Here is a 15,886-nt window from a genome sequence, read left to right on the forward strand (position 1 = left end):
CTAGCCTCCAATGCGTTCATGACTCGTTTTCTGCGCCCGTATTCATGAATCCATACCCTTGTAGTCGTAGTGACCACGGTCCGTGTGGACGAGGTTGGAATGGCAATCGAGACACCGTTTCTCGTAGCCCGGCATGGGGTACAGGACCTGACGGTGGGCCAGCATGGCCCCGCGCTTGTGCGGCATGTACTCGATGTTCCGGTGGCACTTGAGACATTGGGCGTTCTTGATCGATTCCGTGGCCCTGGTCCGCATGGCCTTGCGGTCGTACTCCTCTCCCATGAAGTGGGCGAGGACGTCCTTGGCTCCGTGCAGCGTCTTCGTATAGAAGAAGTTCACGGTGTCGTGGGGGGCCGGGAGGTGGCAGTCCATGCAGTCGGCGACGAACCCCTGCGGGTTGTTGACGTGCGTGGACGTTCGCCAGGCCTGGTAGGCGGGCTGGATCTCATGGCAGGAGGCACAGAATTCCGGCGTGGAAGTCCTCACCATGGTGTAGTAGGCCATGCTGAAAATCGGAAATCCGAGCACAATGCCCACGCATATCCATATGGTGGGCTTGAACCATTTCCTCATGCCTCCCCCTGCTCGTTCGGGTTGGGTTGACGACATTACCCGGTGACGCGCCCCATCCTGGCCCGGCTCATCGCGTCATTTTGCCCCCGTGACGAAAAGAACCGGCATTTTTGAGAATTACCGGAGCAATAGCACACGATTTGCTTTTCTGGCAATCCGGTTTGGCAAAAAATAACGGCTGATCCGCCGAAATGGAGATTGGCGGGGGGGACGGCCGGCTAGCGGCCCAAGGCGGCCCGAAGGTATGCCCGGCCCAGCTCGCTGTCGCCGTAGGCCTCGGCCCAGTGCAGGTAAACAAGTTTGAGGTATTTGGCGTGGATGTGGTCCGCGTTTTCCAGCCGTTTGGTCACGGCTTCCGGGGGAAGGGTGCGCAGGGCCTCGTCCAGAGTGGCCGCCCGGTGTGCGGCCAGGTGGCTCTTTCGCACGGCAGTCAGCCCGGCCCGGCTCATGGCCTCCCGCCGCTCCGGATCGGCGAGCAGGGCGCAGACCGTGTCGATGAGCGCGTCCATGTCGTCCATGGGATAGGTGGCCAGGTGCACGCCGTCCTCGAAGAGCCGTGACTGGCCGTGCCCTACCTCGGGAGTGACCAGGCACGCGCCGCAGGCCAGGGCCTCGAACACGCGGAAGTTGAGGTCGCCGCGTTCGGCGTAGTTGAGGACCACCCGCGCCCTGGGGAAAAGCTCCCCGAACCGGCCCGAGCGGACCTCGAGGTTGGGGAAGCGGGCCTTGAGCTCCTTCAGGAACACATGGCGTTCGGGCGTGGTCTCCGGGTCCACTGTCCCGGCAAAGAGCAGGTCCCACTCCTTTTGCACTGGCGAGTCCGGCGGGGTCAGGTCGTCCCGGGCATAGGCCGGAAGCCAGATGACCTGACTGTGGGGCAACCGCTGCCGGAAGCGGGGCAGATGGTCGCGCAGGCTCACGGCGGCCAGGTCGAACCCCTGGGCGTACATGGGGTACCAGGAGTGGATGTGGGAGTCGATGGCGTAAAAGACCGAGGGGCAGGGGAAGCGCTCCACTCCGGCCAGGGGCGGTGGGAAGCTGCGGTCCGCGTAGACCACGGCGTCCGGTTCCCGGCCCGTTTTGGAGACCAGGTCTTCCCAGGTCAGCAGGGCGGGTTCGTTCAGTTGGATCTGAACCACATTATGGCCCAAGGCCCTGACGTGCTCGCGAAAATAGATGCCGCCAATCCAGGCGATGGTCTTAGAAGAGCTCAATGTACGCCCCCTGGAGATAGCCGACGAAATCCGGGATGCCCGCCTGGGCGCACATGACGTAGTTGGCCACGTACCGGGCGTGGGTCATCCGCCTGCCGTAGATCTGGTATTCCGTCTCTGCCGTGGCGAAGTCCCAGCCGAAGTAATCTCCGATGCGCGGATGGATGGGCTGCTCGAAGTCGGCGAAGGGGTCGTCCACCGCGTCGAACGCGGCCTGACCGGGGTGGTCGAAGCCGAGGTGCTCCAGGACGCCCGAGGCCACGTGGTCCATGAGCAGCCTGCCGGGATGGTTGACCGTGTTGAAGAGCCGCTGGTCCCGGTATTCGGCCAGGAGCAGCTCCAGATACTTGATCGGCGTGTGGCTCTCCCGTTCCCGCTCCTGCTCTATGGACTTGCTGACCAGGTCGAGCAGGTCGAACCTGCGGGGGATGTCCGAGCGCAGGTAGAGCATGACCGTCTCCCTCGGCGGGAGGTTCATGGCCAGGAATTCGTCCAGGTGGGAGCAGCGGTAGTCGAACCCGGCGGCCCCGCTCCACAGCGGCCAGTAGCCCTTGAAGAACATGTTGGGCACGCAGAGGCTGCGGGCTGAGTCCGGCAGCTTGGAGAGCAGGGTCTTCGAGGCGAGGTCGCCCCAGGACGGTGTGAGGAACTGGTAGAGAAACAGGTCGCACCGGGCGAGCAGCTCGTCCGGCACTGGCTCACGCACGTAATTGGTGTACAGCACGCACTCGTATTGTTCGTCGAACTGCGGACAGGCCCTGAGCCGATCCAGAAGCGGCGGTCCCTGGCAGTTGGCGTGCACGATGCAGAGCTGTTTGTCCATGCTGTCCCGGAAGCGGTTGAAATTTCCTTACAAGGCGCAGCGGAAGAACTATCACGGATGGCGTCAGGCTTCAACAGGCCCCACAGGTGTTTACACGGCGAGGGCCAGGGTGTATCCCTCCGTGACCGATCTCAATTCGTACGCAAAGAGGTACAAATGCAAGCACGATTCGACGCCGCCGTTGCGGCCATATGTCCCGTGGACCGGGAACTCGCCGCCAAAGGGCAAGCCCATATCGACAGCCTGACCAAGCCCTTGGGAAGCCTCGGCAAACTGGAGGAACTCGCCTTGCAGCTCTTCCTCATTCAGGAGGGCAACGCGCCTCAGGCCGACCCCATGCGCATCTACACCGTGGCTGGCGACCACGGGGTCAACGAGGAGGGCGTCTCCGTGTACCCGCAGGAGGTCACCCGCCAGATGATCCTCAATTTCCTTAACGGCGGGGCGGGCATCAACGTTCTGGCCGGGACAGCCGGGGCGCAGTTCTACGTGGTTGACGCCGGAGCCTGCGGCGGTACCTTCGATGAACACCCGCTGCTCATCCAGGCCAAGGTCGCGCCCGGCACGGCCAACCTGGCCAAGGGCCCGGCCATGACCCGCGAACAGTGCCTCCAGGCCCTGCTGCTCGGCATCGACCTGGCCGACCGCGCCCATGCGGACGGCGTCAAAATTCTCGGCACGGGCGATATGGGCATCTCCAACACCACGCCCTCCACCGCCCTGTATTGCGCCTACCTCGGGTTGGAGCCCGAACCCATCACCGGCCCCGGCACCGGCCTTGACAAGAACGGCGTGGCCAACAAGGCAGAAGTCATCCGTAAAGGCCTTGCCGCCAACAAGGACGCCGTCGAATCCGGCGATCCCCTTGCCATCCTGGCCGCTCTCGGCGGCTTCGAGATCGCGGCCCTGGCCGGGTTGATCCTGGGCGGCGCCAGGAACCGCCAGCTCGTGAGCGTGGACGGCTTCATCTCCACCGCCGCCTATGCCGCCGCTTACGCCCTCTGCCCCACGGTCAAGGACTACTGCGTCATCAGCCATGCTTCCGCCGAGCCGGGCCACAAGGCCGCCGTGGCCAAGCTGGGCATGACCCCGCTCCTGGACCTGGGCTTCCGTCTGGGCGAAGGCACCGGCGCCGCCTGCGCCATGTACCTCGTGCGCAGCGCCGCCGACATGTACAACAAGATGGCCTCCTTCGCCGACGCCGGCGTGGACGAGGCCGAGTAAGAAGACGCCTCCGGCGGCCGGGGGAAGGGGAGGAAAAACCCTTTTGAGAAGGGTTCTTTCCTCCCCTTCCCCCGGACCCCCATCCCCTCCTTTTCCCAAACTTTTTGAGTTCGCTACGCTCAGAGCCGTGCGAAAGCCGAAGCCGTGCCGCTTTTGCGGAGACGGGGCCTATGCAAGACGCCGCTGTGCCGGATGGTGTCCTGTCACCGGGAGAAGTGGGTGAAAAACTTGTCTTCGAATCGGATATGGGCCGATGCTTTGCCCGGCGCAACCGCGAGGGTTCTGTTCGGATGTTATCGATAGGTTGCCGATGCCGATTGGCTCTATACTAGCGAGGTAAGGGGAGAGGTAGAGGGCGGAATGAGCAGCTATCACTTATTGTTAAAATGAGTTGGCATTCCTGCGCGGACTTTTCGCCTACTCTCGCCCACGAGCGAAGCGAGCGACAAAGAGTTTAGGAGGGGAGAAGGGGATAGGGGGTCCGGGGGAAAGGGGAAGAGGGGAACCCTTTGCAAAGGGCTTCCCCTCTTCCCCTTTCCCCCGGCCGCCGGAGGCGCCCCAAAAAAATAGGCCGGTCGCTGTTGCGACCGGCCTATTGTCCGTATGTGCCGTGGTTCCCGGCGTGTTTAGGCTTCACCGATGTTCCCCACTGTCTGGATGATACTGCCCTTGGCGTTGTAGGTCCCGGTGGCTTCCACCTTGACCAGTTCGCGGGCCAGTTCCGGGTTTTCCATTACCTCACGTTGCAGCCGAACCTTGCGGATGGACTTGATCTGTTCCGCCTGGTTGAACGACGTTGCTTCGAATCCACCGATTTCCATGATACGTACCTCCTTCCATGGAGTGTTGAATGAATGACGTGCCATTCTTATCGGCTGATATAAAGAAACCTTAAGGTGTCGCCGCAAATCGCGCGGAGCGCGCTCGCCGGTGAGTTTGATTTTCCGTATGATTTTCATTGGATATAAAATATTCCGCGTCCGGAGGCCGGACGCGGAAATAAAGTCGTTGCGGGTGTGATCAGGCGGATTCGCGGGCGTAGACTTCGTCGAGGATGGCCTTGCCGCCGGCTTGCAGCACTCTTTCGGCCAGGGCCATGCCGATGTCCCAGGCCTCGGCCACGGTTCCTTCGGCCTCCATGCGTATGGGGCGGGAGCCGTCCACGTCGGCCACGAAGCCGGTCAGCTTGATTTGGTCGCCGTCGATGACGGACCATGCCGCGATGGGCACCTGGCAGCCGCCGTCCAGGCCGGTCAGGAAGCCGCGTTCGGCCAGGACCTGGTGCTTGGTCTCCTGGTGGTCCAGGAAGGTGAGCATGGCGAGCACTTCGGCGTTGTCCTTGTGGTATTCGATGCCGAGGGCGCCCTGGGCCACGGCGGGCAGGAAGTCCGGCGGACCGAGCACTTCCATCTTGGGGGCGGTGAGTTCCAGCCGGTTGAGCCCGGCGGTGGCAACCACGATGGCATCGAAGTCGCCGTTCAGAAGCTTTTTCACCCGGGTGTCCAGGTTACCGCGCAGGGACTCGATCTTCAGGTCCGGGCGCAGGGTGGCGAGCTGGGACTGGCGGCGCAGGCTGGAGGTGCCGACCACCGCGCCTTCAGGCAGTCCCTTGAGCCCGTCGCACTTGACGGAGAGCAGGGAATCGGTGGACGCCTCGCGTTCGGGGATGATGCCGACCTCGAGGCCTTCGGGCAGTTCGGTGGGCACGTCCTTCATGGAATGGACCGCCAACTGGGCGCGGCCGTCCAGCAGAGCCTCTTCGATCTCCTTGACGAAGAGTCCCTTGCCGCCGACCTTGGCCAGGGGGACGTCCAGGATTTTGTCGCCCTTGGTCTTGATCTTGAGCAGTTCGACGGTGAGGCCGGGGTGTTCGGCCTCCAGCAGGGCCTTGATGTGGTTGGCCTGCCAGAGGGCCAGGGCGCTGCCGCGCGTGGCGATGACGAGTTTGTTCATTGTTTCCCTGTGATGGATTGAAAGTCGTGGGTTAGCCGCAGCTGGAGCAGTTGCCGCCGGAGCACCCGGCGCAGCCGGAACTCGCGGCCGGTGCCGGTGCGGATTCGCTCTCGCCGCCGGACGCGGCAGGACCGCCGCCCACGCGGGAGCGGACCGCGCTCATGAGTTTGCCGGTTTCCTTGCTGCCACACTTGGGGCAGGGCGGACACTCGTCCCGGTCAAAGACGAGTTCCTCGAATTCATTGCCGCAGTCGTTGCACTGGTATTCGAATATGGGCATGGATTGCTCCGTTCGTTGTTTTTCAGGTGCCCGACATGTCCCGGGCAGACGGTTTCCATAGCGGAAAAGCACGGGACTGGCAACGGTGGCCCCCTCGCGCTCCTTTTCCGGTAGAGAGATAAGACCCTGCCGTCTCATGTCCACCCCTTTCGCTCCCGACACGCGATTATAACGTCGTGGGCGTTGAAAGGTGCAACCATGGCTGGTAGGGTGCTGATGGCGGTATAGGTTTTTTCCTTATGGCGGCAGTTCGCCGCCGGTCTTCTCATGTGGAGTTTTGATGGAAGGGGAACGGGAAACCGCAGGAGTGGAAGCCCACTCCGGCGAGGTCGGCTGCACCGGTCTGGATGATTCCGGCGAACGGCTCAGGTGCGTCTTTTCCACGGTAACCAAGGTCAAGCTGGGGACCGGGACCACAGCCCGGGTCCAGGAAAACCGTGTCCTCTGGTACGTGTTGCAGCGTAACGCCGACGCCTACGGGGTGCGCAAGATCAACCCCCAGTTCGTGCCCACGGGCGATGAGACGCTCATCGACAAGGAAACTCTGCTGGCCGAGTATACCCCGGAAGTCGAAATCCACAATTTACAGGTGGAACCCGCCGTCCAGGCCCTGAAAAAGACCGTGGCCAAGGGCGACAAGCACCGCGAGCGCAACGAACCCCTCTCGGCCGAGATGTACTATGTGGAGGCCCTGGACACCGAAGTGACCAACGTCCGCGCCATTTTCGGTCTCGGGCTCATCTATCTGCAGCGCGGCGACTGCGAGAAGGGCAAGGTCCTGTTTGAGGAACTGGTTCAGATCAAGGCCGCCTTCAACGTCGAGCACAAGCACCTGTTCAACGAGTTCGGCATCGCCCTGCGCAAGGCCGGGATGTTCGATGAGGCCGTCAGTTATTACGGCAGGGCCGTGGAACTGGCCGATCCGGACGAGAATCTCTATTACAACCTGGCCCGCGTCTTCTTCGAGAAAGACGACTGGGACCAGGCAATCCTGTTTGCGGCCAAATCCCTGGATCTCGATCCCAACCACCAGCACGCCCTGGAGCTGTGCCGCTTCGCCAGAGCCCTGGCGGGCAGCGAGACCCTGCGCGGCAAGTACAAGAAGCCGCCGGTCCCCGAAGATGTGGCCAGGCAGGCAGAAGCCCTGCTTGGCGGGGGCCAGGACGAGCTGGACCTGCCTCTGGAGTTCGGTGGCGGGGAACTGGACCTGACCCTGCCGGAGTAGTCATGCAAGAAACCTTCAAACGGCTCGAAGTCTCCATCAGGGGGGCGCTGCACCTGGTGGGTGCCATCCCGTTGCCCAAGCGTGTGGTCAAGGAAGGGCTTAAGGCCTTTGGCCAGGGACAGTGGACCGATCTGATCACGGACATCGCTCTGGGGCTGGCTTCTCGCAGGATCATTGCCCGCACCGAGGGGGTGGTCGGTGCTTCGCTCAAGCCGATTTACCGGATGCAGGGCGTCTCCATGCAGGGCAACCGGTTCGGCCTGGAGGTGTTTCATGCCGGGCGGGACGCGGCGGTGGACCATATCGGCGCATCGCACAAGACGATCGACCCCGGGGATCTGCTCAAGGCCTGTGCTCCAGGCGATATGCTCGGCGTGTTCCATGCCCGCCGGGACGGAGTCCTGTCGTTCCGTTGGGACGGGGTGGACCCGTTCCGTCAGGAGGATCTTGTGTTGGAGTATGAGGATTGCGCTCCGATGCTGGGCGGCAAGAGTCGTTTCGAGCTGGCAACGGGCGTCACCTGGCAGGGACTGGCCGGCCCCCGCAACGCCGGAAAAATGAGCGGGAGATTCTACGATCGCAGACACGTGTTCCACACTGTCCGCTAGGCGTTGACCTTGCGTGTTGCGAGAAAGGATGCGCTCCGGGACAGGCCCTCCGCATATCGTCGCCTACAGCCGGCCCCTTCAACTCTGATTCCTTGCCGCAGGCGCGTGTAGCCCTGAGCATGTAGGTGCCATCGTCGTGGGGGCGCACTGGCGATAGTCATCTGAAATAAGCAGGACTTTCATTTCATTCCTCCTCCTTCCTCCGTCCGGAGCCCCATTCCCCGAGCAAGCCCGGTTTTTGGCTTAATACAGATACTTGACGGTGAGGCCGCACCCAAGCTAAAGGCAATCAATTGTCCGAGCCCGGCTTAATTCATGCCGACTCTTTTGATCCGAAAACAAACAGAGTTCATTGTAGCGCCAACAAGGAGTATTGCCATGTCCAAAAAGGAAGTGGAACGTCTGCTGATCGCAGGCGGAGAGGATAAGAGCGTAAAGGCCAAGTACAACGCCATTCCGTCCAAGGAGGCCTTTGTGGCCACCGCCAACGAGGATGGATACGATTTTACGATCGACGAGCTGGACGCGGTGATTTCCGAGTCCGGCGACGACTTCACCTCGTACGGCAACCCGCCCGCCCGCTCCATCTGGTGGGCCTAAAAGTTTTTTTGCGTTGCGGGCTCTTGCGCATGGCGTGAGAGCCCGCAATTGCGTCTTCCCCTCCATGTAACTTCTCGCCACCCCTCACTGCCGCCATGCGTCCGAGGATGCTCAGGCGACTTTTAAGCGCAATTCCTTACGGAATGGAATTGCCGTGCATTGCATCCTGTCGGCAATAGCGCGATGCGATTACCAATCAAAAAGCCCCCGCCGGAGACCGGCGGGGGCTTTTTGATTTCGTGTTGGGAGAGGGCTACTTGGCCTTGGCCAGGGGCCAGACCTGCTCGATCTTCTCGATGGTCTTGATGGTGATCCTTTTGCGCAGCTCGTCCGGGATCTCGGCCAGGTCCTTCTTGTTCTGGGCCGGAATGAGCACGGTCTTCATGCCGCGAGACACCGCCGCCAGGATCTTTTCCTTGATGCCGCCCACGGGCAGGACGCGGCCGCGCAGGCTGATCTCGCCCGTCATGGCCACTTCCGGGTTGATGGGCGTGTCGGTCAGGGCCGAGATGAGCGCCGTGACCAGGGTCACGCCTGCAGACGGACCGTCCTTGGGTGTGGCTCCCGCGGGCACGTGCACGTGGATGTCCATGTTCTCGGTGAACTTGGGGTCGATGCCGTACTCGTCGGCGCGGGCTCTGGCGATGGACAGGGCGGCCTGGGCCGACTCCTTCATCACGTCGCCCAGCTTGCCGGTCAGGGTCAGCTTGCCCTTGCCGGTCATGGTGGTGACCTCAATGTGCAGCAGTTCGCCGCCCACCGGAGTCCAGGCAAGGCCCACGGCCACGCCCGGAGGCAGAGTGGTCTCCTTCTCGTCGTCCAGGAAGATCGGGGGGCCCAGCAGGGTGTAGAGGTTCTTGGACGTGATCTTGAACGGCCCCTTTTCCCCTTCGGCCTTCTTGCGGGCCATCTTGCGGCAGAGCTTGCCGATCTCGCGCTCGATGTTGCGCAGGCCGGCCTCACGCGTGTATTCGCGCACGACCTTGGACACGAGCTTGTCGCTGATGGCCAGCTCGTCGTCCTTGAGGCCGTTGTCCGCTATCTGGCGCGGGATGATGTAGCGCCGGGTGATGGCCGTCTTCTCCTGCTCGGTGTAGCCGGGGATGCGGATGATCTCCATGCGGTCGCGCAGGGGGCCGGGGATGGAGTCCAGCATGTTGGCCGTGCAGATGAACATGACCTTGGACAGGTCAAAGGGCACGTTCAGGTAGTGGTCGGTGAACGAGTAGTTCTGCTCCGGGTCCAAGACCTCCAGCAGGGCCGACGACGGGTCGCCCCGGAAGTCGGAGCCGAGCTTGTCGATCTCGTCGAGCATGATCACCGGATTGCGGGTGCCGCACTGCTTAATGGCCTGGATGATGCGGCCCGGCATGGCTCCAATGTAGGTCCGCCGGTGACCGCGGATCTCGGCCTCGTCGCGCATGCCGCCCAGGGACATCCGGTGGAACTTGCGCCCCAGGGAACGGGCGATGGAGCGGCCCAGGGAGGTCTTGCCCACGCCGGGAGGACCGGCGAAGCAGAGGATGGGGCCCTTCATCTTCGGGTTGAGCTTGCGCACGCTCAGGTATTCGAGGATGCGCTCCTTGACCTTTTCCAGGTCGTAGTGGTCCTCGTTGAGAATCGTCTCCGCCTTCTTGATGTCCAGGCGGTCGCGGGAAAGTTTCTTCCATGGCAGTTCGATCATCCAGTCCAGGTAGGTGCGGATGACCGTGGCCTCGCTGGATTCGGCGTGCATGGACTCGAGGCGGCGGAGCTGCTTGTGCGCTTCCTTCATGACGTCCTTGGGCATGCCGGATTTGAGGAGGCCCTGCTTGAGTTCCTCCATCTCTTCGGTTTCGTCGCCCTCGTCGCCCAGCTCGCGCTTGATGGCCTTCATCTGCTCGCGCAGGTAGAAGTCGCGCTGGGCCTTGTCCATGCCTTCCTTGGCCATGGACTGGATTTTCTGCTGCATGTTGGCCACTTCCACTTCCTTGAGGAGCTGGGTGTTGACCAACTCCAGGCGGATCATGGGATCGTGGCACTCGAGGATGCGCTGGGCAACCTCGACCTTCATGCGCAGGTTGGAGGCGATCAGGTCGGCCAGCCTGCCGGGCTCGTCCACGTTGTTGAGCACGCTCATGATGTCCTGGCTGGAAATGCCACGCAGGGAGAGGATGCGTTCGGACTGCTCGCGGGAGGAGCGGATGAGCGCTTCCTGCTCGCTGGTCAGGGTGCCGGTCTCGGGCTCCATGAGCGGTTCGAGCTCGGCGATGTGGAACGGGTCGCTGGTGGTGAACCGTTTGACCTTGGCGCGCGCCAGCCCCTGCACCAGGACCTTGAGGCGGCCGTCGGGCATCTTGAGCATGCGCATGATCATGCCCACGGTGCCGGTGGCGTAGAGGTCATCCTGGTCCGGGTCCTCAACGGACTCGTCCTTCTGGGTCAGGATCAGGATGTAGCGGTCGCCCGCCAGGGCCTTGTCCACGGCCTGGATGGATTTCTCCCGGCCCACGAACAGGGGCAGGATCATGTAGTTGAAGACCACGATGTCGCGCACGGCGAGCACCGGCAGCACGGACGGGATGTCCGCCGGGTTGGGGCCGGGCAGGGACTCGCCCTCCCCGAACATGCCCGAGGCTCCGGCGGCGCCGGTCAGGGCCTGGATGATATCAGGCAGCTCCTCGTCCTTGCCGGGCTTCTCCTTGTCGGGAGCGTCCGGCTTGCGGGCGGGCTGCTTCTTTTCTGCTATATTCGGCGTCTTGCGCCTGATTCGCGCCGGTTTGACGGGCGATTTGTTCTTCTTCCTGCTCAAGATGACATCCTCTTGTTTCAGTGAAAATGGGATCGTTAACCCCACATAAGTCGTCAATTCGGCTTGGCAAGTCCGATTTTCATGTAAATTCACTAATCTTACACGCGGACGTCGAAGCGTTCGAAGCGCTCCTCAACGGCGCTGCGGGACGTCTCGATCCGGCTGACCCTGGCCAGGGGCGGCCCGTCGTGCAGGCGGGCCAGAAAAGCGTCCAGGTCGTCGTCCGAGCCCTGGGCCGTCACTTCCACCGGCCCGCCGGGAAGATTGCGCACCCAGCCGGTCACGCCCATCTCGCGGGCCACGTCGCGCGTCCAGGCCCGGAACCAGACGCCCTGGACCTTGCCGTGCACGACGGCGTGCATCTCCCGCATTTACAACCTCCCGGTTTCGTTGAAGCTGTAATAGTCGTGATCCGTGACCACGAGGTGGTCCAGCACCCTGATATCCAACCCCTCGGCGGTCTCCCGGATGCGTTCGGTGAGCCGCACGTCCTCCATGGAGGGGGTGGGGTCGCCGCCCGGGTGGTTGTGGGCCAGGATGATCCCCGAGGCCTCAAGCTTCAGGGCCCGGGCCATGATCTCCCTGGGGAAGACCGGCGTGGCGTTGACCGTGCCCCTGCTGACCCGCTCCCAGGCGATGACCCGGTTCTTGGTGTCCAGGAACGCGGCCCAGAATTCCTCTGTGCCCTTGGAGCCGATGCGCGCCATGGCTGCCCTGGCCACCTCGGCCGGGTCGGACAGGGGTTCGCGGGTGCGGGCTCCGGCCTCGCCCAGTCTGGCGAAGAGTTCCTGGAGCAGGACCCAGTGGGCGGCCACGCCCGGGCCGACGCCCTCGACCTCCTGCAACTGGTCTGGGCTTGCCGTCAGGGCGTCCTTCAAAGATCCGAACCGCGCGAGCACGGCCTTGGCCAGCGGCTTGGTGTCCTTTCGCGTGAAGATCTGGGCCAGGACCAACTCCAGCAGCTCGTAGTCTGCCAGGCCCCGACTGTTCTCCACAAGCTTTTCCCTGAGCCGCTTGCGGTGGCCGTGGTAGTGCGGTTTCGTCTTTTCCGTCATAGCCTTTGTGTCAAGGGGTGGGGTATTATTATACTCGAATTATAACTCGGGCCGCGTCTATCTGCCCATTGGTCCGCCCGTCTGGCGGGGCCGGAAAAGGTCGATGAGCCCGGCGATGAGGATGTCGAGGACCTCGTCGTATTTGCGCGCGCCGGTCTTGATGGAAAACTCCGCCTCCAGGGCCAGGTCGATCATTCTGGCCACGCCCGCGCGTCCCAGCCGCTTGGCCACCGGGGTCTTCCGGCGGATGACGTAGGGGTTGCCCGCTGGTTTGCCGCCGGACACGATCAGCCAGTACATGCGCGCCTGGCTCATGAGGAACCCGATCAGGTTGAAGAGCATCTGGTCTTTGGCCGCCTTGGCGTGGTCGTCGATTACCCGCTTCCATACGGCGGCCTCGGCGCCGGGCTGCCCCAGGGCGTCCATGAGGTCGAAGAAGGCCATCTCGTCCGTGTGTGCCACCAGAGAAACGTGGCTCTGCCGGATGGTCCGCTCGTCTCCGGCGGCCAGCTCCAGCTTGTCCAGCTCCAGTCGGGCGGCCACGGCGTCCACTGGCAGGACTCTGGACAGAGCCCGCTCAACGCCCGGTTCGAAGGAAATACCCGTCTTCGCGCCCCAGCGCCTTACGAAATCTTCAAGCGAGCCCCTGTCGAGCCCCTGGGATTCCCAGACCCAGCCCGCCTCCCCGGCCTTCTTGTAGAGGGCTCGACGCGACAGGGTGGCAGGGATCGGAGCCTTCTTGGTCTTCCACTGCCCCTCCAGGCAGAAAATGGGGTAGACGTCAGAGCCGAGGCCCTTGACCCCGGCGTCGAGCTTGTCCCAGTGCTCGGCCTTGAGCGCGTGGGCGCGGCGCACGATCAGCGCCTTGGGCTGGGGAAAGAGCGATTTGATGGTCAGGTCGGTCCAGAAGGCTCCCGGCAGGGGATCGTCGTCGTCTCCCCAGAAGGTCTTGCGCTCCCAGCCGTCCTGGCCGGACGCGGCAAGGCGCTCGGCCACCTGGGACTTGATCAGCTCGGGGTCGGGGCAGACCAGAAAAAGGTATTTGGGACGGGACATGGTCTGCCTTCGTTAGTAGTTCTGTTCCATCTTGTCGGCCAGCCTGCGGATGCCCAGGCGGGTGACTTCCTCGTCGGCCTGCGTCTCCTGTCCGGAAAAGAACGGCCAGTTCTGGCTGATGCTGCCGGAGCGCCAGATCACGTGGTCGTCCAGCGCGGAGCTGATGGTAGCATGAAAGTTGAAGTTGGCGTTGGAGCGCAGGGTGGTGTCACCTGAGCCCTCCACCGCTGTGGGGCGGTAGTAGCGTTCCACGGTGATCTGGATCAGGGCGTCGGCTTTGCGCCGGTCGTCGGTCCAGGTCACGGTGCCCCGGTTGGTCAGCTCGTCCCTGAGGAGCTTGCGGATGCGCGGCTCCAGCCAGGTGAGGGTGGTCGGGTTGTCCACGCCGGAGATGGCAAGGACCCGATATTCGTCTTGCAGGACCGAGTGGCCCTTGTCGCCGAAGGAATAGCCGCATGCCGCGAGGGTGAGCGGCAGGAGCAGGACTAGGCATGCGTAAAGGTGTCTCATGCCGGGGGATGGTACGTGGAAACCGGGCAAAGGTCCACTTCCCGGAGCACCGGGGGAGCGTAATCGAAAAAGGCGCCCGAGGCCGCAATCAGGCCTGGGCACCGAAATTGGAGCAAGGTGGAGGGCCCGGTCTCAGAATCCCTTTTCCAGCGGGGGCCATACGAGGGCATAGGTCGGCGGATCGATGTCGGCTTTGGGCTGTCCTGCGCAGGGACGCCCGGCCACGCGGAGCTCCACGTGGCGGTTTTCGATGCGCAGCCTGTTTTCGGCAAACCACTGGATGGCCTGGGGGAAGACGCGGTGTTCGAGCTTGAGGATGCGCGGGCCCAGCTCATCTTCGGTTTCGCCCGCCTGGCAGGGGACTGCGGCCTGGATGATGACCGGTCCATGGTCCATCTGTTCGTCCACGAAATGGACGGTGCAGCCGGAAATCTTCACGCCATAGTCGGCAGCGTCGGCCTGCCCGTTCACACCCGCGAAGCTGGGCAGCAGGGCGGGGTGAATGTTCATGACCCGGTTCGCGAAGGCCTTGAGAAAAACCGGCGTGACCATGCGCATGAACCCGGCCATGACCACCAGGCCCTCGTCCGTCACGCCCGCCTCATGGATGGCGTCGACCATGGCCTGGTCGAAGGCCTCGCGCGAGGGGTAGTCGGTGTGGAGCAGGACGCGGTACGGAATGTCATGGTCCTTGGCCCGTTGGATGCCGTAGGCTGATGCCTTGTTGGAGATGACCAGCTTGATCTCGGCGTCGAGCGCGCCCTCTTCGATGCGGTCGATGATCGATTGCAGATTGGACCCGCTTCCGGAAACGAGGACGGCAATGGGCAGCGTCATGTATTCTCCTTGGCATGGCCTTACGGCCCTGTGATTTTGGGGGGTGACGCGCCGGCGCGTCGCACAAGGAGGTAGTTGGCGCAATTGGCCGGATTAATCAAGGATTGTTTTTACGATGTCACGAGAGGCGAGGAGTGTCGGTAATTCCCCGGTCCTTTCCGTTGGAGATACTCTCAATCAGCTGCGATTTCAGGGGGGAAAATGAATTTCAGCGAAGATGAGCCTGCCATTCATTTTCCCCTCTCGCCACGGGCTCGCGACTTCGATCGCTAATGCGTGAGCCAGGATTCGGCCTCGGCCATGGAGGAAAAGGCCAGAAAGAGGTAGCCCCGGTTGGTGATCATGGTCTCGAAATCGCGCACCGGTTTGAGGCGCTGGGGAGGAACCACCAGAGCCCACTTGATGCGCCGCTGGTCGTTGTTTTTGTCAAAATGGGAGACGATATCGTATTTGTCGAAAAGGGTCAGGTTCGGTTTGTTCATTTCCCGGAAGTCCAGCAGCACCCTTTTTTCCGCCATCGTCCCTACCGTGGCGGCCACTTCGTCTATCATCCGCGTAACGCCTCCGGGGGATTCGAAGACCCCCCTGGCCCTGACTAATGCGAACCCGTTCTGGCGGGTCATGTCGTAATCAACGGACATGGGGACCCTCCCGGTTTCATGGTGTGTCCTGGCCAAGCACCTGGGCAGTATGTTCTGTGTCGTCATCCGTCTTTCCCTTTGTGTTGCGTCGCCACCCTGTCGGGCTGCGGCAGTATCAGGATGAAAGCCAGACCGATGCCATTTTGAGTTTGTTGAACACCTTTATCTTCATACCGGCGTGTACGCCGATGGTTTCGTAAATGCGGGCCAGGGCCATGCGTTCCGGCCGGACCAGCAGCGCCACCTTCATGGGCCGTTCGCGGGAAATTCGCTCCATGGCCCAGACGGCCACGTCGTAGCTCTCCTCATGCTCCCCCTGGAATTGCAGATCCCGGTGATCCAGAAGGAATCGGTCCGCTTCGCGGCTGGCCGGTTCCGCCAACAGACCGTCGAGATAGCTGACCATGTCGTTGGCGTTATCTGTTTCGCCCTCGACGTGCACGAGCAGATAATTAGTTTTTATTTCAGTCTGATATTTGATCATCGTGCAGTCTCT

At 62.6% G+C, this 15,886-nt stretch carries 18 protein-coding genes; 4 read left to right on the top strand and 14 right to left on the bottom strand.

Annotated elements, in window-relative coordinates; translation table 11 throughout:
- Nucleotides 1-42: 42 nt before the first annotated feature.
- The 3 genes from GM415_RS07800 to GM415_RS07810 all read right to left on the bottom strand — a co-directional run bounded on the left by GM415_RS07800 (nt 43) and on the right by GM415_RS07810 (nt 2,610).
- Nucleotides 43-573, bottom strand: coding sequence for a cytochrome c3 family protein (locus GM415_RS07800; RefSeq protein ID WP_158947256.1), 531 nt, complete (start codon nt 571-573; stop codon nt 43-45).
- Between the two features lie 218 nt (nt 574-791).
- Nucleotides 792-1,787 carry a glycosyltransferase family protein gene (locus GM415_RS07805; RefSeq protein ID WP_158947257.1) on the bottom strand — a complete coding sequence of 332 codons (996 nt, stop codon included), beginning with the start codon at nt 1,785-1,787 and terminating at the stop codon, nt 792-794.
- Nucleotides 1,774-2,610: a WcbI family polysaccharide biosynthesis putative acetyltransferase gene (locus GM415_RS07810; protein ID WP_158947258.1), complete on the bottom strand. Its 837-nt coding sequence runs from the start codon at nt 2,608-2,610 to the stop codon at nt 1,774-1,776. The genes GM415_RS07805 and GM415_RS07810 overlap by 14 nt, the downstream gene beginning before the upstream one ends.
- A gap of 156 nt (nt 2,611-2,766) precedes the next feature.
- Here GM415_RS07810 and cobT point away from each other — a divergent pair, with 156 nt between their 5' ends.
- On the top strand, nt 2,767-3,834 hold the full coding sequence (cobT, locus tag GM415_RS07815) for a nicotinate-nucleotide--dimethylbenzimidazole phosphoribosyltransferase (protein WP_158947259.1): 1,068 nt from the start codon (nt 2,767-2,769) through the stop codon (nt 3,832-3,834).
- 626 nt (nt 3,835-4,460) lie between these two features.
- Here the strand turns inward: cobT and GM415_RS07820 are convergent.
- From GM415_RS07820 to GM415_RS07830, 3 genes are all read right to left on the bottom strand, one after another.
- Complete coding sequence (locus GM415_RS07820) at nt 4,461-4,655, bottom strand: hypothetical protein (RefSeq protein ID WP_158947260.1); 195 nt, start codon at nt 4,653-4,655, stop codon at nt 4,461-4,463.
- Between the two features lie 199 nt (nt 4,656-4,854).
- Nucleotides 4,855-5,787 (bottom strand): hydroxymethylbilane synthase, encoded by a 933-nt coding sequence (gene hemC, locus GM415_RS07825; RefSeq protein ID WP_158947261.1) that lies wholly within the window; start codon nt 5,785-5,787, stop codon nt 4,855-4,857.
- A 31-nt stretch (nt 5,788-5,818) separates the two neighbouring features.
- Nucleotides 5,819-6,067, bottom strand: a complete 249-nt coding sequence (locus tag GM415_RS07830) for an FmdB family zinc ribbon protein (protein WP_158947262.1) — start codon at nt 6,065-6,067, stop codon at nt 5,819-5,821.
- 280 nt (nt 6,068-6,347) lie between these two features.
- Between GM415_RS07830 and GM415_RS07835 the strand changes: the two genes are divergently transcribed.
- The 3 genes from GM415_RS07835 (at nt 6,348) to GM415_RS07845 (ending at nt 8,500) form a co-directional block, all read left to right on the top strand.
- Nucleotides 6,348-7,292 (top strand): tetratricopeptide repeat protein, encoded by a 945-nt coding sequence (locus tag GM415_RS07835; RefSeq protein WP_158947263.1) that lies wholly within the window; start codon nt 6,348-6,350, stop codon nt 7,290-7,292.
- A 2-nt stretch (nt 7,293-7,294) separates the two neighbouring features.
- A complete protein-coding gene (locus GM415_RS07840) occupies nt 7,295-7,900 on the top strand; it encodes a hypothetical protein (RefSeq protein WP_158947264.1) in 606 nt (201 codons plus the stop codon).
- Between the two features lie 378 nt (nt 7,901-8,278).
- On the top strand, nt 8,279-8,500 hold the full coding sequence (locus tag GM415_RS07845) for a Nif11-like leader peptide family natural product precursor (RefSeq protein ID WP_158947265.1): 222 nt from the start codon (nt 8,279-8,281) through the stop codon (nt 8,498-8,500).
- 253 nt (nt 8,501-8,753) lie between these two features.
- Here the strand turns inward: GM415_RS07845 and lon are convergent, their stop codons facing one another.
- The 8 genes from lon to GM415_RS07885 form a co-directional block, all read right to left on the bottom strand.
- A complete protein-coding gene (gene lon, locus GM415_RS07850; protein WP_422393767.1) occupies nt 8,754-11,108 on the bottom strand; it encodes an endopeptidase La in 2,355 nt (784 codons plus the stop codon).
- 281 nt (nt 11,109-11,389) lie between these two features.
- Nucleotides 11,390-11,662 carry an acylphosphatase gene (locus GM415_RS07855; protein WP_158947267.1) on the bottom strand — a complete coding sequence of 91 codons (273 nt, stop codon included), beginning with the start codon at nt 11,660-11,662 and terminating at the stop codon, nt 11,390-11,392.
- The gene (gene radC / locus GM415_RS07860; RefSeq protein WP_158947268.1) at nt 11,663-12,346 is read right to left on the bottom strand and encodes a RadC family protein; all 684 of its coding nucleotides are present in this window, start codon (nt 12,344-12,346) and stop codon (nt 11,663-11,665) included.
- Between the two features lie 57 nt (nt 12,347-12,403).
- Nucleotides 12,404-13,402, bottom strand: coding sequence for a DNA polymerase III subunit delta (locus GM415_RS07865; protein ID WP_158947269.1), 999 nt, complete (start codon nt 13,400-13,402; stop codon nt 12,404-12,406).
- A 12-nt stretch (nt 13,403-13,414) separates the two neighbouring features.
- Nucleotides 13,415-13,912 (bottom strand): LPS assembly lipoprotein LptE, encoded by a 498-nt coding sequence (gene lptE, locus GM415_RS07870; protein WP_158947270.1) that lies wholly within the window; start codon nt 13,910-13,912, stop codon nt 13,415-13,417.
- Nucleotides 13,913-14,044: 132 nt separating this feature from the next.
- The gene (purN, locus tag GM415_RS07875) at nt 14,045-14,749 is read right to left on the bottom strand and encodes a phosphoribosylglycinamide formyltransferase (protein ID WP_158947271.1); all 705 of its coding nucleotides are present in this window, start codon (nt 14,747-14,749) and stop codon (nt 14,045-14,047) included.
- Between the two features lie 269 nt (nt 14,750-15,018).
- Nucleotides 15,019-15,390, bottom strand: coding sequence for a hypothetical protein (locus GM415_RS07880; RefSeq protein ID WP_158947272.1), 372 nt, complete (start codon nt 15,388-15,390; stop codon nt 15,019-15,021).
- Between the two features lie 115 nt (nt 15,391-15,505).
- A complete protein-coding gene (locus GM415_RS07885) occupies nt 15,506-15,874 on the bottom strand; it encodes a hypothetical protein (protein WP_158947273.1) in 369 nt (122 codons plus the stop codon).
- Nucleotides 15,875-15,886 lie beyond the last annotated feature (12 nt).

The sequence above is a fragment of the Pseudodesulfovibrio cashew genome (genome assembly GCF_009762795.1).
GTDB lineage: Bacteria > Desulfobacterota > Desulfovibrionia > Desulfovibrionales > Desulfovibrionaceae > Pseudodesulfovibrio > Pseudodesulfovibrio cashew.

Bases quoted from the DNA above. Each gene is read 5' to 3' on its own strand.
- GM415_RS07855 (WP_158947267.1), bottom strand. From the start codon at position 11,662: ATGCGGGAGATGCACGCCGTCGTGCACGGCAAGGTCCAGGGCGTCTGG.
- cobT (WP_158947259.1), top strand. From the start codon at position 2,767: ATGCAAGCACGATTCGACGCCGCCGTTGCGGCCATATGTCCCGTGGAC.
- GM415_RS07880 (WP_158947272.1), bottom strand. From the start codon at position 15,390: ATGTCCGTTGATTACGACATGACCCGCCAGAACGGGTTCGCATTAGTC.
- GM415_RS07885 (WP_158947273.1), bottom strand. From the start codon at position 15,874: ATGATCAAATATCAGACTGAAATAAAAACTAATTATCTGCTCGTGCAC.
- GM415_RS07865 (WP_158947269.1), bottom strand. From the start codon at position 13,402: ATGTCCCGTCCCAAATACCTTTTTCTGGTCTGCCCCGACCCCGAGCTG.
- radC (WP_158947268.1), bottom strand. From the start codon at position 12,346: ATGACGGAAAAGACGAAACCGCACTACCACGGCCACCGCAAGCGGCTC.
- GM415_RS07810 (WP_158947258.1), bottom strand. From the start codon at position 2,610: ATGGACAAACAGCTCTGCATCGTGCACGCCAACTGCCAGGGACCGCCG.
- lptE (WP_158947270.1), bottom strand. From the start codon at position 13,912: ATGAGACACCTTTACGCATGCCTAGTCCTGCTCCTGCCGCTCACCCTC.
- GM415_RS07800 (WP_158947256.1), bottom strand. From the start codon at position 573: ATGAGGAAATGGTTCAAGCCCACCATATGGATATGCGTGGGCATTGTG.
- hemC (WP_158947261.1), bottom strand. From the start codon at position 5,787: ATGAACAAACTCGTCATCGCCACGCGCGGCAGCGCCCTGGCCCTCTGG.
- GM415_RS07835 (WP_158947263.1), top strand. From the start codon at position 6,348: ATGGAAGGGGAACGGGAAACCGCAGGAGTGGAAGCCCACTCCGGCGAG.
- GM415_RS07830 (WP_158947262.1), bottom strand. From the start codon at position 6,067: ATGCCCATATTCGAATACCAGTGCAACGACTGCGGCAATGAATTCGAG.
- lon (WP_422393767.1), bottom strand. From the start codon at position 11,108: ATGTTCGGGGAGGGCGAGTCCCTGCCCGGCCCCAACCCGGCGGACATC.
- purN (WP_158947271.1), bottom strand. From the start codon at position 14,749: ATGACGCTGCCCATTGCCGTCCTCGTTTCCGGAAGCGGGTCCAATCTG.
- GM415_RS07820 (WP_158947260.1), bottom strand. From the start codon at position 4,655: ATGGAAATCGGTGGATTCGAAGCAACGTCGTTCAACCAGGCGGAACAG.
- GM415_RS07845 (WP_158947265.1), top strand. From the start codon at position 8,279: ATGTCCAAAAAGGAAGTGGAACGTCTGCTGATCGCAGGCGGAGAGGAT.
- GM415_RS07840 (WP_158947264.1), top strand. From the start codon at position 7,295: ATGCAAGAAACCTTCAAACGGCTCGAAGTCTCCATCAGGGGGGCGCTG.